This window comes from Arthrobacter sp. P1_B11 (assembly GCF_056406715.1).
On sequence record NZ_JBFTZQ010000018.1, the window covers coordinates 22,718 to 37,333 of the forward strand.

At 64.9% G+C, this 14,616-nt stretch carries 13 protein-coding genes; 3 read left to right on the top strand and 10 right to left on the bottom strand.

Translation table 11 applies throughout. The features are described from left to right. Positions 1-3 precede the first annotated feature (3 nt). Positions 4-681, bottom strand: a complete 678-nt coding sequence (locus AC1D14_RS14700; protein WP_205652417.1) for a Crp/Fnr family transcriptional regulator — start codon at positions 679-681, stop codon at positions 4-6. 192 nt (positions 682-873) lie between these two features. On the opposite strand from AC1D14_RS14700, the gene AC1D14_RS14705 reads away from it, so the two are divergent. Continuing rightward, positions 874-2,058 carry a MarP family serine protease gene (locus AC1D14_RS14705; protein WP_230119367.1) on the top strand — a complete coding sequence of 395 codons (1,185 nt, stop codon included), beginning with the start codon at positions 874-876 and terminating at the stop codon, positions 2,056-2,058. Positions 2,059-2,074: 16 nt separating this feature from the next. Here AC1D14_RS14705 and AC1D14_RS14710 read toward each other — a convergent pair whose 3' ends face one another. From AC1D14_RS14710 to AC1D14_RS14735, 6 genes are all read right to left on the bottom strand, one after another. Continuing rightward, entirely contained in the window at positions 2,075-3,112 is a 1,038-nt protein-coding gene (locus tag AC1D14_RS14710) for a DUF2332 domain-containing protein (protein ID WP_230119366.1), read from the bottom strand. A 2-nt stretch (positions 3,113-3,114) separates the two neighbouring features. Then, positions 3,115-3,591 (bottom strand): type II 3-dehydroquinate dehydratase, encoded by a 477-nt coding sequence (gene aroQ, locus AC1D14_RS14715; protein WP_476882151.1) that lies wholly within the window; start codon positions 3,589-3,591, stop codon positions 3,115-3,117. Between the two features lie 163 nt (positions 3,592-3,754). Next, positions 3,755-5,959, bottom strand: a complete 2,205-nt coding sequence (locus AC1D14_RS14720; protein WP_230119364.1) for an alpha-galactosidase — start codon at positions 5,957-5,959, stop codon at positions 3,755-3,757. A 141-nt stretch (positions 5,960-6,100) separates the two neighbouring features. Beyond that, positions 6,101-7,444, bottom strand: a complete 1,344-nt coding sequence (locus AC1D14_RS14725; protein ID WP_230119363.1) for an ABC transporter substrate-binding protein — start codon at positions 7,442-7,444, stop codon at positions 6,101-6,103. Positions 7,445-7,515: 71 nt separating this feature from the next. Then, positions 7,516-8,418, bottom strand: a complete 903-nt coding sequence (locus tag AC1D14_RS14730) for a carbohydrate ABC transporter permease (protein ID WP_230119362.1) — start codon at positions 8,416-8,418, stop codon at positions 7,516-7,518. A 12-nt stretch (positions 8,419-8,430) separates the two neighbouring features. Then, a complete protein-coding gene (locus AC1D14_RS14735) occupies positions 8,431-9,375 on the bottom strand; it encodes a carbohydrate ABC transporter permease (protein ID WP_230119390.1) in 945 nt (314 codons plus the stop codon). 224 nt (positions 9,376-9,599) lie between these two features. On the opposite strand from AC1D14_RS14735, the gene AC1D14_RS14740 reads away from it, so the two are divergent. Beyond that, positions 9,600-10,802 (top strand): Gfo/Idh/MocA family protein, encoded by a 1,203-nt coding sequence (locus AC1D14_RS14740; protein ID WP_230119361.1) that lies wholly within the window; start codon positions 9,600-9,602, stop codon positions 10,800-10,802. Positions 10,803-10,816: 14 nt separating this feature from the next. Then, complete coding sequence (locus tag AC1D14_RS14745) at positions 10,817-11,836, top strand: LacI family DNA-binding transcriptional regulator (RefSeq protein WP_476882149.1); 1,020 nt, start codon at positions 10,817-10,819, stop codon at positions 11,834-11,836. A 52-nt stretch (positions 11,837-11,888) separates the two neighbouring features. Here AC1D14_RS14745 and AC1D14_RS14750 read toward each other — a convergent pair whose 3' ends face one another. Genes AC1D14_RS14750 through AC1D14_RS14760 form a run of 3 tightly spaced genes read right to left on the bottom strand, consistent with a single transcriptional unit; the run spans position 11,889 to position 14,607 of the window. Further along, positions 11,889-12,671, bottom strand: coding sequence for a DeoR/GlpR family DNA-binding transcription regulator (locus AC1D14_RS14750; RefSeq protein WP_230119389.1), 783 nt, complete (start codon positions 12,669-12,671; stop codon positions 11,889-11,891). Between the two features lie 56 nt (positions 12,672-12,727). Beyond that, a complete protein-coding gene (locus AC1D14_RS14755; RefSeq protein ID WP_230119359.1) occupies positions 12,728-13,639 on the bottom strand; it encodes a carbohydrate ABC transporter permease in 912 nt (303 codons plus the stop codon). Continuing rightward, the gene (locus tag AC1D14_RS14760) at positions 13,636-14,607 is read right to left on the bottom strand and encodes a carbohydrate ABC transporter permease (protein ID WP_230119358.1); all 972 of its coding nucleotides are present in this window, start codon (positions 14,605-14,607) and stop codon (positions 13,636-13,638) included. Before AC1D14_RS14760 ends, AC1D14_RS14755 begins: the two co-directional genes overlap by 4 nt. Between the last annotated feature and the right edge of the window lie 9 nt (positions 14,608-14,616).

Sequence of the window (14,616 nt, forward strand, 5' to 3'; positions counted from 1 at the left end):
GGCTTAGCGGGAGCGCTGGCGGAGGCGCTGCATGTCCAGGATCACTACGGCGCGGGCTTCGAGGCGCAGCCAGCCGCGCTGGACGAACTCGGCCAGGGCCTTGTTCACGGTTTCTCGGGAGGCGCCGACGAGCTGTGCCAGCTCTTCCTGCGTGAGCTCGTGTGCAACGAGGACGCCGTCGGTGGCCGGCCGGCCGAATCGGTCGGCCAGGTCCAGGAGCGCCTTGGCCACGCGGCCCGGGACGTCGGAGAAGACAAGGTCGGACAGTGAGTCGTTGGTGCGGCGCAGGCGGCGGGCCAGCGCCTGCAGCAGCTGGGCCGAAACCTCCGGGCGGGTCCGCAGCAGGGAGTTCAGGCTCTCGTTCCTGAGGCCTGCCAAGCGGGTCTCGGAGACAGCCGTGGCAGTTGCCGTACGCGGGCTGGGGTCGAACAGCGCCATCTCGCCGAAGAGCTCACCCGGGCCAAGGATGGCCAGCAGCGATTCGCGGCCGTCGGGGGACGTACGGCCGAGCTTCACCTTGCCGGACACAATGAAGTAGAGCTGATCACCCTGATCGCCTTCGCGGAATACAGATGCCCCACGGGACAGGTCAACCTCGGTAAGCTCGTCCGTCAGCAGACGGAAAGCCTCGTCGTCCAGAGTGGCGAAAAGGGGTGCGCGGCGCAATACCTCGATGTCCATGAATTCTCCTGATTAAAATGTGTCGGCTGGGGCGCTTGTGCCATTGTTTCAGAATTTTCTACGTTCTGTGACGTACTTGGCAGCAGAACAGGCCAAAAGGCGCTGGGAGCACACGGCCGCCGCCGCCGTCCACCGGCGAATTGTCAGAATCCGCCAGTAGAATCGGGGCTTAGCTGCCTGTGAGGAGACCCGGTGTTTGGCCTGACTGTTCTGGACCTGGCGTTGTTACTGACGCTCCTGTCCTACCTGATCTATGGCCTTCGTAACGGGTTCCTGGTCACCCTCGGCGGCATTGCCGGCTTCGCTGCCGGAGCCGTCGCAGCGTTCCTCTCCGTGCCGGTGGTCAGCAACTTTGTGGAGGACAGCGGCTGGCGGCTGACCGCGATCATCGGTACCGCCATTGTGCTGATGGTGCTGGGAAACGCGCTGGGGACCACGATCGGCCGCAGCATTCGCAGTGCCGTGCGCCTGAAACCGCTGCGCGCCGTGGACAGGACGGTCGGTGGCGCGGTGAACCTCGTTGTGGCCGCCCTCGTCATGTCCATGCTGGCGTTCAGCATCGGTGCCCTCGGTGTGCCGTTCGTTTCTCAGCAGCTCGCCGAATCCAGGGTCATCCGCTTCATCGACGGCCTGACCCCCAACCCGGTCAAGGCCACCATGGCCCAGCTGCGGTCGGCGGTGATCGGGGACGGCATCCCCCGGCTGATCGAGGGCATCGGGCAGGACCAGCAGGTCCCTGTGCCGAATGCCAACACTGACACCCCTGCCCTGAACCGGGCGGCCGGTTCAGTCCTGAAGATCGCCGGTACCGCCTACCAATGCGGGCAGAACCAGACCGGGACCGGCTTCGTTGTGTCGCCGGGCCGGGTGGTCACAAATGCGCATGTTGTGGCGGGCGTGTCTCAGCCTGTCGTGGAGGTTCCGGGTGGCGGCGCGTTACCGGGCCGCGTGGTCTATTTCGACAGCCAGCGGGACCTGGCAGTCCTTGCCGTCGAGGGCCTGGCCACAGAATCACTGGGCCTGAGTCCTGATCTTCCGGCCGGCACTGCCGCAGCATTTGCGGGCTACCCGCACGGTGGCCCGTTCCAGTCGAAGCCGGCGACGGTCCAGGGCATTTCCACAGTGCTGGTGCCGGACATCTACGGCAACAATCCTGTTCCGGATGAGGTCTACAAGCTCGCCGGGGACGTGCAGCCGGGAAACTCCGGCGGACCGCTGCTGACCACCGGGGGGCAGGTGGCCGGCGTGATCTTCGCCAAGACCACGTCCAACGCTGCCCTGGGTTTCGCCATCCCCATGATCGACCTTCGGCCGGTAGTCAACGAAGCCCCAGGCCTCTCGGCGGCAGTGTCGTCAGGACAGTGCATCCAGCAGTAGCAGTTCCGACAGACGGCTAGAGCCACTCCAGGCTCTGGCCATGCGGCCCAGTGACGGCCACCGGCAGGCCGTCCTGCAGCAGCAGGAAACGTCCTTTGAGCCGTTCCGGGTCCATTTCAGGCACCACGTTGGAGCCGTCCTCCTGGGCGATCACCATCTCGCCCTCGTTGGACAACCAGTGGCAGCCCCGGTCTGCAGCGAGGCCCTGGACTGTGGTCCGGAAACGCGCGCGGCCTTCCGCGCTGAGGTAGCCCATGACGGCACTGTGGAACACCACCAGTGCCGCATCGTCCGGTGCCTGGCGTGCCAAGGAGACCAGCTGCTCGTTCAGGTCCCCGGCAACAAGGAGCGGCGGCTCCTGCCGGGCGACGGCGACCGCCCGGCGTAGCCGCTCACGGCGGAAGTCCTGCTCGGGCCAGACCAGGGCTTCGAGCCAGGCGACGTCGTCGTCATTTCCGACGTCCAGGGGGTTCAGGTCGATTCCGGCCCGCCACACGATGTCCGGCAGTCGGCCGGGCAGGGGAACCATGCCCGAAGTGATGCACCGGAGGGCGGGCGGCTCTGGCGCGGCAGGCTGACCCTTCCGCGGCCGTGCCGGAAGCAGTCGCGTGACCGTCGTCCCGTCGTCGAACTCGTAGCAGTAGCGGTCCGGGAACAGCGCCAGGCCGGCAGACGCGCCGACTTCGATCAGGGCGAGCGGCTTCCCTTCGGCGGCCGCGATGGCGGCCAGCGAAGGCAGCAGGGTGGCGCAGCGGCCCACCTCGTTCGTCTGCGTGGCACGCGAGAGGACGGTCCGCGAGATGTCCGCCCAATGCTCGTCCAGAAACTTCCGGAACTCCCCATAGGGGGAAATCCTGGCGCCGAGGAAGCGGGCGGCAGCCAACATCAGCAGGGGCTGGCGCTTGTTGTGCGGCCACTGTTCAATCCGCGCAATCAGCTCGGGATCGTCAGCGATGTGCAACGACCAGTCGGCGTAGCAAGCCGAGGAACCGGGGGCATCAAAGGCGCCGAAATGCCGGTACCAGTCTGCGGTGCCCATCGCCTCGGCCGGCATTGTCAGGCCTTGCCGGCATGCAGCTCGGCGAGGTATTCGACGGCAAAGCGGTACCCCATGATCCCGGCGCCCGCGATCACGGCCTTGCTGATGTCCGAAAGGTAGGAGTGGTGCCTGAACGCTTCGCGGGCGTGCACGTTGGTGATGTGGACTTCCACGGCAGGCAGCTGTACGGCTGAGATCGCGTCCCGGATGGCCACGGACGTGTGCGTGTACGCGCCGGCGTTGAGGACGATGCCGATGGCCTTGCCCCGTGCGGCGTGGATTGCGTCCACCAGGGCGCCTTCATGGTTGGACTGGAAACACTCAACGTCCAGTCCGTGAGCAGCTCCGGCATCCTGCGCCAACTGTTCGACGTCGGCAAGGGTTGAGGTGCCGTATTTCTCCGGCTCGCGGGTGCCGAGAAGATTCAGGTTGGGGCCATTGAGGACAAGGATGGTTGCGCGGCCGGCTTCGGTGGCGGAGGGTGCTTCAGTCATGGATGCAAATCTATCGTGTTGTCCCGCCCGGCCTCCGGGAGCGGGGCTTCGTTACAGCCTGCAGGGCTCAAGGATCCGTTCGCGCCCGTTGCGGAACGGCCTGCGGCCTCACGTGGCACTGGCCCGGGCGGCGAACCGCCCAGGCCAGTGAGTTGGGTGCGCCTTAGAGCGCCGTGAACTTCAGGAGCACCGCGTGCTCCGGGTTGAGGATCGGCATGGGCAGTCCGACCTCGGCCAGGAAGCTGCCGCTGGCCTCGGCCCCTGAGGCCAGCCAGGCCGGCGGCTGGACCTGCGTGAACGTGTGGGCGTAGTCCGCGTCGCTGGGCGCCGGGAAGATGGCCTCCACCCGGTAGTTCCGTGCTGCCTCCAGGCCGGGAACGGTGATCCGGCCCGGCTGCTCGGCAAACGACGTCCGCGTGCTCACGAGGGCGAACAGCGCCGCCGTCGTGCCCGATGCGACGGCATCCGTCGCCGCGGCATCCGCAACAACGCCGTGCAGCATCATCGAATCGTCGGGAACATCGGCGCGGACCATCCGGCCGCTGTGGATAAGCCCGCGGTGCTCCTTATAAATCCCGATGAAGCGTTTGAGTTCGTCGCGTTCCGCCCCCTGCACCTCGCGGACGTCCCATTCCATGCCGAAGTGCCCAAACAGCGCCGTGATGGCGCGGAAGGACAGATCGTGCGTGCGGGCCGTGGTGTGGGAGGTGGTGGGGCCGATGTGGCCGCCCACGAGCTCCGGCGGGACCACCAGGCCGGTCCAGCGCTGGATGGTCTGGCGCTCCAGCGCGTCGTTGCAGTCCGAGGCCCAGATCCGGTCTGTGCGTTCCAGGATGCCCAGGTCCACGCGGGCACCGCCGGAGGAGCAGCTTTCAATCTCGACGCCGGGATGGGCCTTGCGGAGTTCGTCGAACAGCCGGTAGGCGGCGAGCGTCTGTTCGTGGACGGAGGGGCGGCCGGCGTGGCCGTGTTCGGTCAGGTCGCGGTTCTGGTCCCACTTGAGGTAGCTGATGTTGTTTTCGCGCAGGAGGGCGTCGATCCGGTCGAAGATGTACTGCCAGGCCTCAGGGTTCACGAGATCGATGATGTGCTGGTTCCGCCAGGCCAGCGGCAGGCGTCCGCCGTCCTTGTGGGAGGCGGCGGCAGGACCAACGATCCACTCGGGGTGTGCCCGGACTATGTCGGAGTCCAGGTTGACCATTTCCGGTTCCACCCAGAGGCCGAATTCCATCCCGCGCGATGTCACGGCATCGATCAGCGGCGTGAGGCCGTTGGGCCAGAGCGTCTCGTCCACGTACCAGTCACCCAGGCCAGCGTGGTCGTCGCGGCGGCCGCGGAACCAGCCGTCGTCGAGGACGAAGCGCTCGACGCCGAGGTCGGCGGCGGAATCGGCCAGTTCGATGAGCGTAGACAGGTCGTGGTCGAAGTAGACCGCTTCCCAGGTGTTGAGCACCACCGGGCGCGGTTTTCCGGCTCCGGCATTGGCAGAAGCCGCGGGCAGGACATGGTGCGGGCGGGACCGGAACCAGCTGTAGAACGCCTCGCTGATGCCGTCCAGACCGCGGTCAGAATAGGCCGCGAAGAGTGCTGGCGTGGTGTAGCTTCCGCCCGGTTGGAGGATCACTTCGGCCGGTCCCAGCAGTTCCGAGCCGCCGATCATGGTGCGGCCGTCGCCGATGGTGTCGGCGAACTGTTCGTGGTTGCCGCTCCAGGCCAGGTGCGTGGCCCAGACTTTACCGTGCCGGTTGCCGAACCCGGCGGTTCCGGCGGCGAAGAGCAGCGAGGAATCGTGGCCGGTGCGGCCGTGGCGTCCGGTGCGGACCCAGGTGCCCTGCTGGATGGGGCGGCGCTGCGGATGGCGTTCCCGGCACCAGCGCCCGGTCAGGTCCAGGAGTTCGACGGCGTCCGGAGCCACCGGGAGGACAGTGGCCAGTTCGTCGACTTGGAACGGCGAGGTGCCGGAGTTGGTGACGGTGTGGCGCAGTTCCAGCAGGCCGCCGGCGTTCAGGGCGAGCGTGGACTCCACTGTGATGTCGGTGTCGGCATCCCGCTGGGTGATAACCGCGGTGTTGCCGTTCACCGTGGCGCGGACAGCGCGCAGGCGGACGGAGAAGTCGAGGCCGGAGACGCCGTCGGCAATCCGGTGGCCGCGCAGCGCCGGCCGCCCCCGCCAGCTGGATGACGCCTGGGGCAGCAGGCCTGCGGGGACCGTGGCATCGATGGCCGAGTGGGGGACGGGTTCGGTGAGGATGGCGAGGTCCGGGAGGTGGCCGCCAAGTTCGGCGCCCCAATGGATGACCTCGGCCTCCCCGCTGCTAAAGCTGATCACCAGGCTGGTGCCGGCGGAACGGAGGTGCAGGGGATCCATAGGTAGTTCTCTTTCGGTGAGGAGCGTGATGCAGAAAGGTAAGGTAAGCCGGTTGCGGGGCCGGGSGGCAGGTGCGCGCCGGCCCCGCAACCGTGGTGCTGCGGTGGATGCCTGGGCTTCGATTGTCGCCCAGTTTCGTCCCTACTTGAAGAGGGAATTGACCTGGCCGTTGGCGTCAGTCAGGGAGCTGGCATCCTTCTTGCCGGACACAACCGCGTCCATGGCGGGCTTCATGATGCCGTCCACCTTGGCGGCCTTGTCGGCGATGGGGAACAGGAAGGTGGTGCCATCGGTGACGTGCGTGGTGAAGGCGGTGACGTCGATGCCCTTGGCCTTGAAGGCAGCGGCAGCCTTCTCGGAGGAGCTCTTGATGGCGGGAAAGACGACGGCCTTGGAGGCGACAACGTCCTGGCAGGCGCTGGAGGCCAGGTACTCAACCCACTTCACGGAAGCAGCCGGGTTCTTGGTGCCGGCCCAGACGGAGTCGGCCAGGCCGTTGAACATGCTGGCGCGTTTGCCCTCAGGTCCCTTGGGGGTGGGGGCGATTCCGGTTTCGACACCCTTGTAGCTGGTGTACTGGCCGATCATCCAGGATCCGTTGGTGTTGATGGCGGCCTTGCCGGCACCGAATGCGTCTGAGACGCTAGCGCCGACGGTGGTCTCAAGCTTGGGCATGTAGCCCTTGTCCGCGAGGCCGGCCCACCACTTGATGGTCTCCTGGAGCTTGGGATCGTCGTAGTTGAACTTCGTGCCCCACGGGTTCTTGTCCGTGTGGGTCCAGCCGGTGGTGGCGGACAGGAAGCTCCACTGGGTCTGGCCCTGGCCGGAGCCGGAGTTCTCCAGTCCCAGGCCGTAGACGGCCACCTTGGACTTGTCGAAGCCTGCCTCGTCGCCGCGCTTGCCGCTCTTGTCCACGGTGAGGTGGGCGATGGCCTTCTCGTAGCTGCCGCCGTTCTGCGGGTTCCAGTCGAGGTTCTTCAGCTGCTCCTCGGTGTAGCCGGCGTCCTTGACGAGCTTCTTGTTGTAGAACATCGCGACGGTGTCCCAGTCCTTCGGCAGTCCGTAGCGCTTGCCGTCCTGGCCCACCCAGAGATCGGCGAGGCCCTTGTTGTAGACGTCCAGCTTGACCCCGTCCTTCTGAACGGCGTCGTCCAGGGCGAGCAGCTGCTTCTTCGAGGCGTATTCGGGGAACTTGGAGAGGTGGTCGGTGAAGACGTCCGGTGCAGTGCCGGCGACGAAGCCGTTGGTCAGGGTGGTCCAGTAGTCGTCCCAGCCGCGCTGGGTGATCTTGACCTTGATGTCGGGGTTGGCCTTGGTGAAGTCGGCGGCGCACTGCTGATAGGCCGGAAGCTGGTTGGCGTCCCAGAGCCAGTAGTTGATTTCGCCCTTGGCCTCGGCCGAAGGGGTGGACGATGCGCCGCCACAGGCGGAGAGGGACAAGGCGATGGCTGCGGCGGCAGCGACGGCGCCGAGGGATTTCTTCATGATGGACCTTTCGTGGGTGGTGCGTGGATTGCCGGGAGCGGCGGTTTGGGCTGAGTTTGGTGGGAGAGGCTTCACTTGATGCCGGAGAAGCCGATGGAGTTGACCACTCTCTTGCCGAAGGCCAAGAAGAGCAGCAGTACCGGCAGGGCGGCGACGATGGTGCCGGCCATGAGTCCGGCCCAGTCCGGGGCGCCCTGCGGGGACTGGGACTTGAAGACGCCCAGGCCCACGGTCAGGACACGGACGTTCTCGTCCTGGCCCACCAGCAGTGGCCAGAAGTATTCGTTCCACTGGCCCACGAACGTCAGGAACGCGAGCGTGGCCAGCGGTGCTGCGGCGTTGGGCAGCACGATCTGGAAGAAGATGCGCAGGTGCTTCGCACCGTCGAGCATCGCTGCCTCCTCGACCTCACGGGACATGTTCAGGAAGAACTGCCGCAGGAAGAAGATCGCAAAGGGGGTCATGAACAGGAACGGCAGGGCCAGGCCGGCGAACGTGTTCAGCAGACCCAGGTTCTTGATCATGAGGAAGTTCGGCAGCGCGGTGAAGATCGGCGGCACCATCATCGTGGCGAGGAACAGGCCGAACACCAGGTTCCGTCCCGGCCAGCGGAGCCGGGAGAAAGCGTAGGCGGCCATGGCGCTGAAGAAGACCTGGCCGGCCGTGGTCACGGTCGAAAAGATAATGGAGTTGCGGAGGTAGAGCCAGAAGTTAATGTCGGCCCCGGAGCCTCCTTCGGCAATGGCCTCTTCTGCGGACTGCATTCCAAAGACCCGCTTGAAAGCGCCCCAGCTGAAGTCGGCCGGAAGGAGGTTCGCAGCGTTGGAGGCGAGCGAGTGGTTGCTGGACAGGGCCGTCCGGAGCATCCACAGGAACGGGACGATGGTGACGATGAGCGCCAGGGCGACGAGCGTCCAGGCGCCTGCGCGGCGCCAGTTGATGGGCTTGCGGGGGGCGAGTGTTTGAGTGGTCATGGCAGGGATTCCTTAGTCCAGATCCGATTCGTTGCCCTTGAGGAACTTCATCTGGATGAAGGCCACGAGTGCGAGGATCACGAAGAGAATGACGGACAGGGCGGAGGCGTACCCGAAGTCCGATTCGCCGAAGGCTTTTTGGTAGATGTACATCTGGATGACGCGCGAGGCGTTGACCGGACCGCCGCCGGTGGTGACCGCGACGGTGTCGAAGACCTGGAACGATCCGATGACGGTGACCACCAGGACCAGTGCCAGGACCGGGCGCAGGAGCGGCATGGTGATGCTCCAGAACGTCCTGGTCGGCGAGGCGCCGTCCAGCGAGGCGACCTCGTAAACGTGGTTGGGAATGGACTGGAGACCGGCGAAGATCAGCAGGGCGGTGTAGCCCATGTGGCGCCAGACGTTGACGAAGGCGATAGTGGGGATGGCCCACTGCTCACTACCGAAGAAGGCAATGCGGGGAAGGCCCATCCAGTTGATGATCTCGTTCACGATACCCAGCTGGTAATCGAGCATCCAGAACCACAGCAGGGCAACGATCACGTTGGCTACCAGGAACGGAAGCAGCAACGCGCCGCGGACGAACGTGGACTTTGCCACGCGGTGCATCAGCAGCGCCAGGCCGAGCGCAATGACTGTCTGCAGGCCGATGTTGATTGCGACGTACTGGACGGTCACCGCCATGGCGTTCCAGAAGAGCTCGTCCGCAAAAATCGACGTGTAGTTCTTAAGGCCGATCCACTCCGGTTCGCCCAGCACGCTGTACTCGGTGAAGCTCAAGTAGATGCCCCGGATGGTCGGCACCAGGAAAAAAGCAACGAAGCCGATCATCGCCGGAAGGATGAACAGCAGCGCAATCCTGAGGTCGCCCAGCTTTGCCATGCCACGGCCCCGGTTGGAACGCTGCGGCGCCTTGTGCGCTGCAGCGGGCGGATTCTTGGTAAGGGTGGTCATCATCGACCCTTCCTGAGTGTGTGATGTGACTAACAATCGCCACTGAATCTACACGAGTAGATTTCGGAGAACAAGTTAAATCTGAGGATTTCTCGGGGAATTTCTTCTGCAACGTTGAAGACGTTGACTCGAGTAGATTCCGGTGTAAGACTGAGCGCAACCCCCGGCGGGACCTTTGTCAGCCCAACGGATGCCAGTTCCACCACCTTGAGAGGCACCAAACAATGACGTTTTCAATCGGAGTAGTTGGCGTAGGCCAGTTCGGCGGCCAGTTCGCCCACCTCTTCAACCTGCACCCGGGCGTGAGCAAGGTCTATGTGGTGGATGAGCGGCCGGAACGGGCGGCAGAAGCAATCGAGCACTACGGCCTGGCAGGTTCCGTGGCGAGCTTCGAGGATCTCCTAGCCTCCGACGTCGACGCCGTCGCCATCTTCACGCAGCGCTGGACGCACGGTCCCCTCGTGGAGCGGGCCCTCCGGGCCGGCAAGCACGTGTACTCGGCGGTGCCCATGGCGATTTCCGAGGAGGAGATCGCCCGCATTATCGAAGCCGTGAGGGAGACCCGGAACGTCTACATGATGGGTGAGACCAGTTACTACAACCCGGCCACCGTCTACGCCCGGAAGCAGCATGCGGCCGGAAAATTCGGCCGGGTGTTCTACACGGAGGGCGATTACGTCCACGACATGGATCTGGGCTTCTACGACGCCTACCAGTACAGCGGGGGCGAGCGCTGGAAGGAGACGGCCAGCTATCCGCCCATGCTGTACCCGACGCACGCCATTGGAGGGGTGCTGGGCGCGGTGCCGACGCACGCTGTCAGTGTCAGCTGCGTGGGTGTGAGGGATGACCGGCAGGACGGAGTGTTCGACCGGGACGTCAGCATGTTCGGCAATGACTTTTCCAACGCCACGGCACTGTTTGAACTGAACGACGGCGGTGTGATGCGAACCAACGAGATGCGCCGCGTGGGATACCCGTCCCACATCCGCGAGTCCCGGTTCAGGTTCTTCGGCACGGAGGCCAGCTTTGAGCAGCTGGCCAAGGTCACGGTCTGGCAGGACAAGGCCAACGTCCACGACATTTCGGAGCAGATGGAGTCAAGGCCCAGCATGTCCCTCGATGATCCATCGCTGGCCAATGTGGCACCTGAACTCCGTGATGCCTTCGTGTCGGGTCTTGCACCCGTCCACGACAGCGAGCGTCTCCCCGAAGAATTCCGGGGAGCCCCGAACGGACACGAGGGCAGCCACCACTTCCTTGTGGATGACTTCGTCACGGCGGTCAACAACCGCACGCTTCCGGCGGTCAACGCCTGGACCGCGGCACGGTTCACGCTGCCGGGCATCGTGGCCCACGAGTCCGCCCTCCGCGGCGGCGAACGCCTGATCATCCGAGATTTCGGCGATGCCCCGGCGTCGCTGTAGCTAGCATGGACACTATGACCACCCCGGCAGTGCCCGCCCCCCGTACCCAGGTGACCCGCAAGGATGTTGCCCGGTACGCCGGGGTGAGCACCGCCGTCGTCAGTTACGTTGTCAATGGTGGGCCCAAGAAGGTTGCGCCGGCCACGGAGGCCAAGGTCCAGGACGCCATCCGCCTGCTTGGCTACCGGCCGAACGCCGCAGCCCGTGCGCTCAAGCTGGGCTCAACGGAGACAATAGGCCTGATCATCCCCGATAACAGCAACCCCTTCTTCTCGATGCTGGCCCATGCAGTGGAGGACGCGGCGGCAGAGCTGGGCTTCGCGCTGTTCCTAACGAATTCGGACGGCAACCTCGCCAAGGAGCGGAGGAACATCCGCAACCTGGCCGCCAGGCAAGTGGATGGCGTGGTGCTGGCGAGTGTGCTGCTGGATCCGGATCTGACTGACCTGCAGGCTGCGGAGATACCGTCCGTGCTGCTCAGCCACAGCGAGAGGTCCGCAGGCTTCACCACTGTGGGTGTGGACCTGGCCGAAGGAGCCCGCACGGCGGTGGAGCACCTTATCTGGCACGGCCACACCAACATCGGCCTGGCCATGGGTACCACCACCGGCAATGAAGGGGATGCCCGTGAAGATGGGTGGCTGCAGGCCCTCAAGGACGCCGGTCTGCCGGAAGGGCCGATAGCGCGCAGCGAGTTCACCCGGGTCGGCGGTTACGCGGCCGGCAAGCGCCTCCTGGGGACGGGCAACCGGCCCACTGCCATCTTTGCCAGCTCCGATATGCAGGCGATCGGCATTATCCGGGCCCTTCACGAAGCGGGACTGTCAGTGCCCGGCGACGTGGCACTGGCATCTTTCGACGGCTCGCTGGAGGCGGAGTATTCGTGGCCGCCGCTAACCACTGTGGAACAGCCGGTGCGGGCAATGGCGGAGGCCGCGGTGCGCGCGCTCGTCGGCGCTGACCGTGCCGAACCCGCGCAGCACCGCATCTTCCCGACGCGACTGCTGGTCAGGCAATCCTGCGGCTGCGGCTGAGGGAAGTTCAGGCGGAGTTCCCGCTGCGTCAGGCCGCAGCCGGGATGGCAACCTAAACGAGCCGCAACCTGCTCACCCGGTCCCGGAGAATCCGCTGGGCCTCGCCGGAAAGGCCCGAATCGCTGATCACCTCGTCGGCTTCCTCGAGTTCGGCGATGGTACTGATGCCCTGCGTGCCCCACTTCGTGTGGTCCGCGAGGACCACCACCTTTCGTGATGCGGCCACAAAGGCCCGGTCGGTTTCGGCCTCGAGCAGGTTGGGGGTGGTAAAGCCGGCCTCGGCGTCCATGCCGTGCACGCCGAGGAACAACAGGTCCAGGTGCAGCTGCCTGAGCGCTGCCGTGGCGATGGGCCCCACCAGGGCGTCCGACGGCGTGCGTTCGCCTCCGACCAGGATCACGGTGGAGCTGTAGCGTGCGGCACCGGACGCGGGTCCATGATGAAAGAGGTCGGCGATCCGGATGGAGTTGGTCACCACCGTTATGCGCGGCCCGTTCACGAGTTCCTTGGCCAGTGCCCACGTTGTGGTGCCGGCGCTGAGGGCCACGGCCATGCCCTCATGCACCAGTGTTGCGGCCTCCACGGCAATGGCCCGTTTCTGGGCAGTAAGCTGCGTGGACTTCAGTTCGAAGCCGGGCTCGTGCGTGCTGGCGTCGCCGGGCAGCTTGGCGCCGCCGTGAATGCGCTCCACCTGCCCGCTTTCCTCGAGCATTTCGATGTCCCGCCGCACAGTCATGAGGGACACGCCCAGCTGCTGGGCCAGATCTGAAACCCGGACCACCCGCTCTCGCTGGACTGCGTCCACTATGGACTGGTGACGGGCGGCGGGAAGCATCAGGAACCTCTCAATCGGGGAAAGCGGCAAGCTCGACTGCTAGTGCCCATCTTCGCCTACCCCTTGCTGGAACCAAGAGTCAGGCCCGCAACAAACTGCCGCTGCAGGAGCAGGTAGACGATCAGCGTCGGTATCACAGTGATCACAGCTCCGGCCGCCAGGAGGTTGTAGTTGTTCAGGAACTCGCCCTGGAGGTTGTTGATGGCCGTGGTGACGGGAAGCCGGTCCCCGCTCTGGATGAAAATGAGCGGCCAGAAGTAGTCGTTGTAGATGAAGATGACTTCCAGCGTGCCGAGGGCAGCGAAGGCCGGGCGGCACAGCGGCATGATGATCTCCCGGTACTGCCGCCAGATTCCTGCCCCGTCCACGAGCGCAGCCTCGGTCAGGTCAGCGGACAAGGCTTTCATGTAATTCGACAACACAAACGTGCAGAAGCCCATCTGGAATGCAGTGTTCACAGCAATGACCACGATGTAGGTGTTGAGCATGTTGCCGGAATCACTGAAGGCATACGGCACCTCGAAATGCTTGGCCATCTCGAACAGCGGTGCCGCCAGCACCTGGGGCGGCAGCAGGTTGCCGGCGGTGAACATGATGAGGAGCGTGACGTTGAACTTCCAGCTCACCCGGCTCACGGCGAATGCCATCATGGACGCCAGGAACAGGACCAGCAGCACGGCCGGAACGGAGATGATCACTGAGTTCCAGAAGTACTTGGCAAAGCCGCCCTGCGTCCAGGCCTGGACGAAGTTGTCGAAGTTGAAGTCCCCGGCAAAGCTGAAGTAGCCGTGTTCATTGGTCGAGGCGATGGGCCGCAGGGCCGTGAAGAGCGCCCATCCCAGCGGGACGAGCCACATAACGGCCATGGCCGAGAGGAAGATGTGCGTGCCGTAATGGCGTTTCGGCTTGCTGCCGGAACGGTGCGCCTCCGCAGCTGGAAGGCCTGCGCGGGTGGCTGTGGTGCTCATGCTTTGTTCTCCTTGCCGAAGGTGCGGCTGAGGTAGAAGACGATCGGGACCAGGGAAATGACCAGCAGAACGACGGCGAGGGCCGATCCGACGCCGATCACCTGCCCCTCGCCCACGAGGTTCTGGATCACCAGGGCACTGATGAGCTCGAGGCCGTTGGTGCCGCGGTTGATGACGTAGACAACATCGAAGGCCCGCAACGATTCAATAATGGTGATCACGACGATCACGATGTTGATGGGCCGCATGGCAGGGAAGACGACGCGGAAAAACGTCTGGCCCGCATTGGCCCCGTCGATGGCTGCTGCCTCCTTGAGGGTGGGGTCGACACCCTTGAGGCCGGCCAGGTAGAGCAGCATGACGTAGCCCGCATGCCGCCATGTGGCCGCGATCAGGGCCGCCCAGATGTTCACGGAGGAATCACCGAACCAGTCAACGGCCTGCGGAGTGCCCGACGTGCCCAGCACGAAGTTCAGCAGGCCGTTGTCCCGCTGGTAGAAGAGCTGCCAGATGATGCCGATCAGTGCAAGGGAGAGCATCACCGGAGCGAAGAAAATGCTCTGGTAGATCTTGCTTCCGCGGATCTTCTGATCAAGCAGCACCGCCAGCAACAGTCCCAGTGGGGTGGCCACCAGCGCCAGGAAACCCAGCCAGAGCACGTTGTGCTGCATGGCGGGCCAGAACGGAGGGTAGTCCTGGGAGATGTACTGGTAGTTCGCGGCGCCGGCCGGCCGGATGTCCGTCAGTGCCAGCCCGTTCCAGCGGGTGAAGCTGAGACCGATCGACAACAGGGTTGGCAGCCAGATGAACACCAGCTGGATGAGCGTGGGAATGCCGACCATGAGGGTCAGGACGATTTTGTCGCGCCGGGAAAGCCTGCGGACCTTGCCGCTCCTGACCCGTTTGGCCGGCGCCCCGGACGGTGCCCTGGATTCCGGTGGAACCAGGTCTCTTGCTGTAGTGCTCATGGGATTCCC

Coding starts and splice junctions, on each gene's coding strand:
- AC1D14_RS14735 (WP_230119390.1), bottom strand. CDS start 9,375: ATGACCACCCTTACCAAGAATCCGCCCGCTGCAGCGCACAAGGCGCCG.
- AC1D14_RS14700 (WP_205652417.1), bottom strand. CDS start 681: ATGGACATCGAGGTATTGCGCCGCGCACCCCTTTTCGCCACTCTGGAC.
- AC1D14_RS14720 (WP_230119364.1), bottom strand. CDS start 5,959: ATGGATCCCCTGCACCTCCGTTCCGCCGGCACCAGCCTGGTGATCAGC.
- AC1D14_RS14750 (WP_230119389.1), bottom strand. CDS start 12,671: ATGCTTCCCGCCGCCCGTCACCAGTCCATAGTGGACGCAGTCCAGCGA.
- AC1D14_RS14730 (WP_230119362.1), bottom strand. CDS start 8,418: ATGACCACTCAAACACTCGCCCCCCGCAAGCCCATCAACTGGCGCCGC.
- AC1D14_RS14725 (WP_230119363.1), bottom strand. CDS start 7,444: ATGAAGAAATCCCTCGGCGCCGTCGCTGCCGCCGCAGCCATCGCCTTG.
- AC1D14_RS14755 (WP_230119359.1), bottom strand. CDS start 13,639: ATGAGCACCACAGCCACCCGCGCAGGCCTTCCAGCTGCGGAGGCGCAC.
- AC1D14_RS14745 (WP_476882149.1), top strand. CDS start 10,817: ATGACCACCCCGGCAGTGCCCGCCCCCCGTACCCAGGTGACCCGCAAG.
- AC1D14_RS14740 (WP_230119361.1), top strand. CDS start 9,600: ATGACGTTTTCAATCGGAGTAGTTGGCGTAGGCCAGTTCGGCGGCCAG.
- AC1D14_RS14760 (WP_230119358.1), bottom strand. CDS start 14,607: ATGAGCACTACAGCAAGAGACCTGGTTCCACCGGAATCCAGGGCACCG.
- AC1D14_RS14710 (WP_230119366.1), bottom strand. CDS start 3,112: ATGCCGGCCGAGGCGATGGGCACCGCAGACTGGTACCGGCATTTCGGC.
- aroQ (WP_476882151.1), bottom strand. CDS start 3,591: ATGACTGAAGCACCCTCCGCCACCGAAGCCGGCCGCGCAACCATCCTT.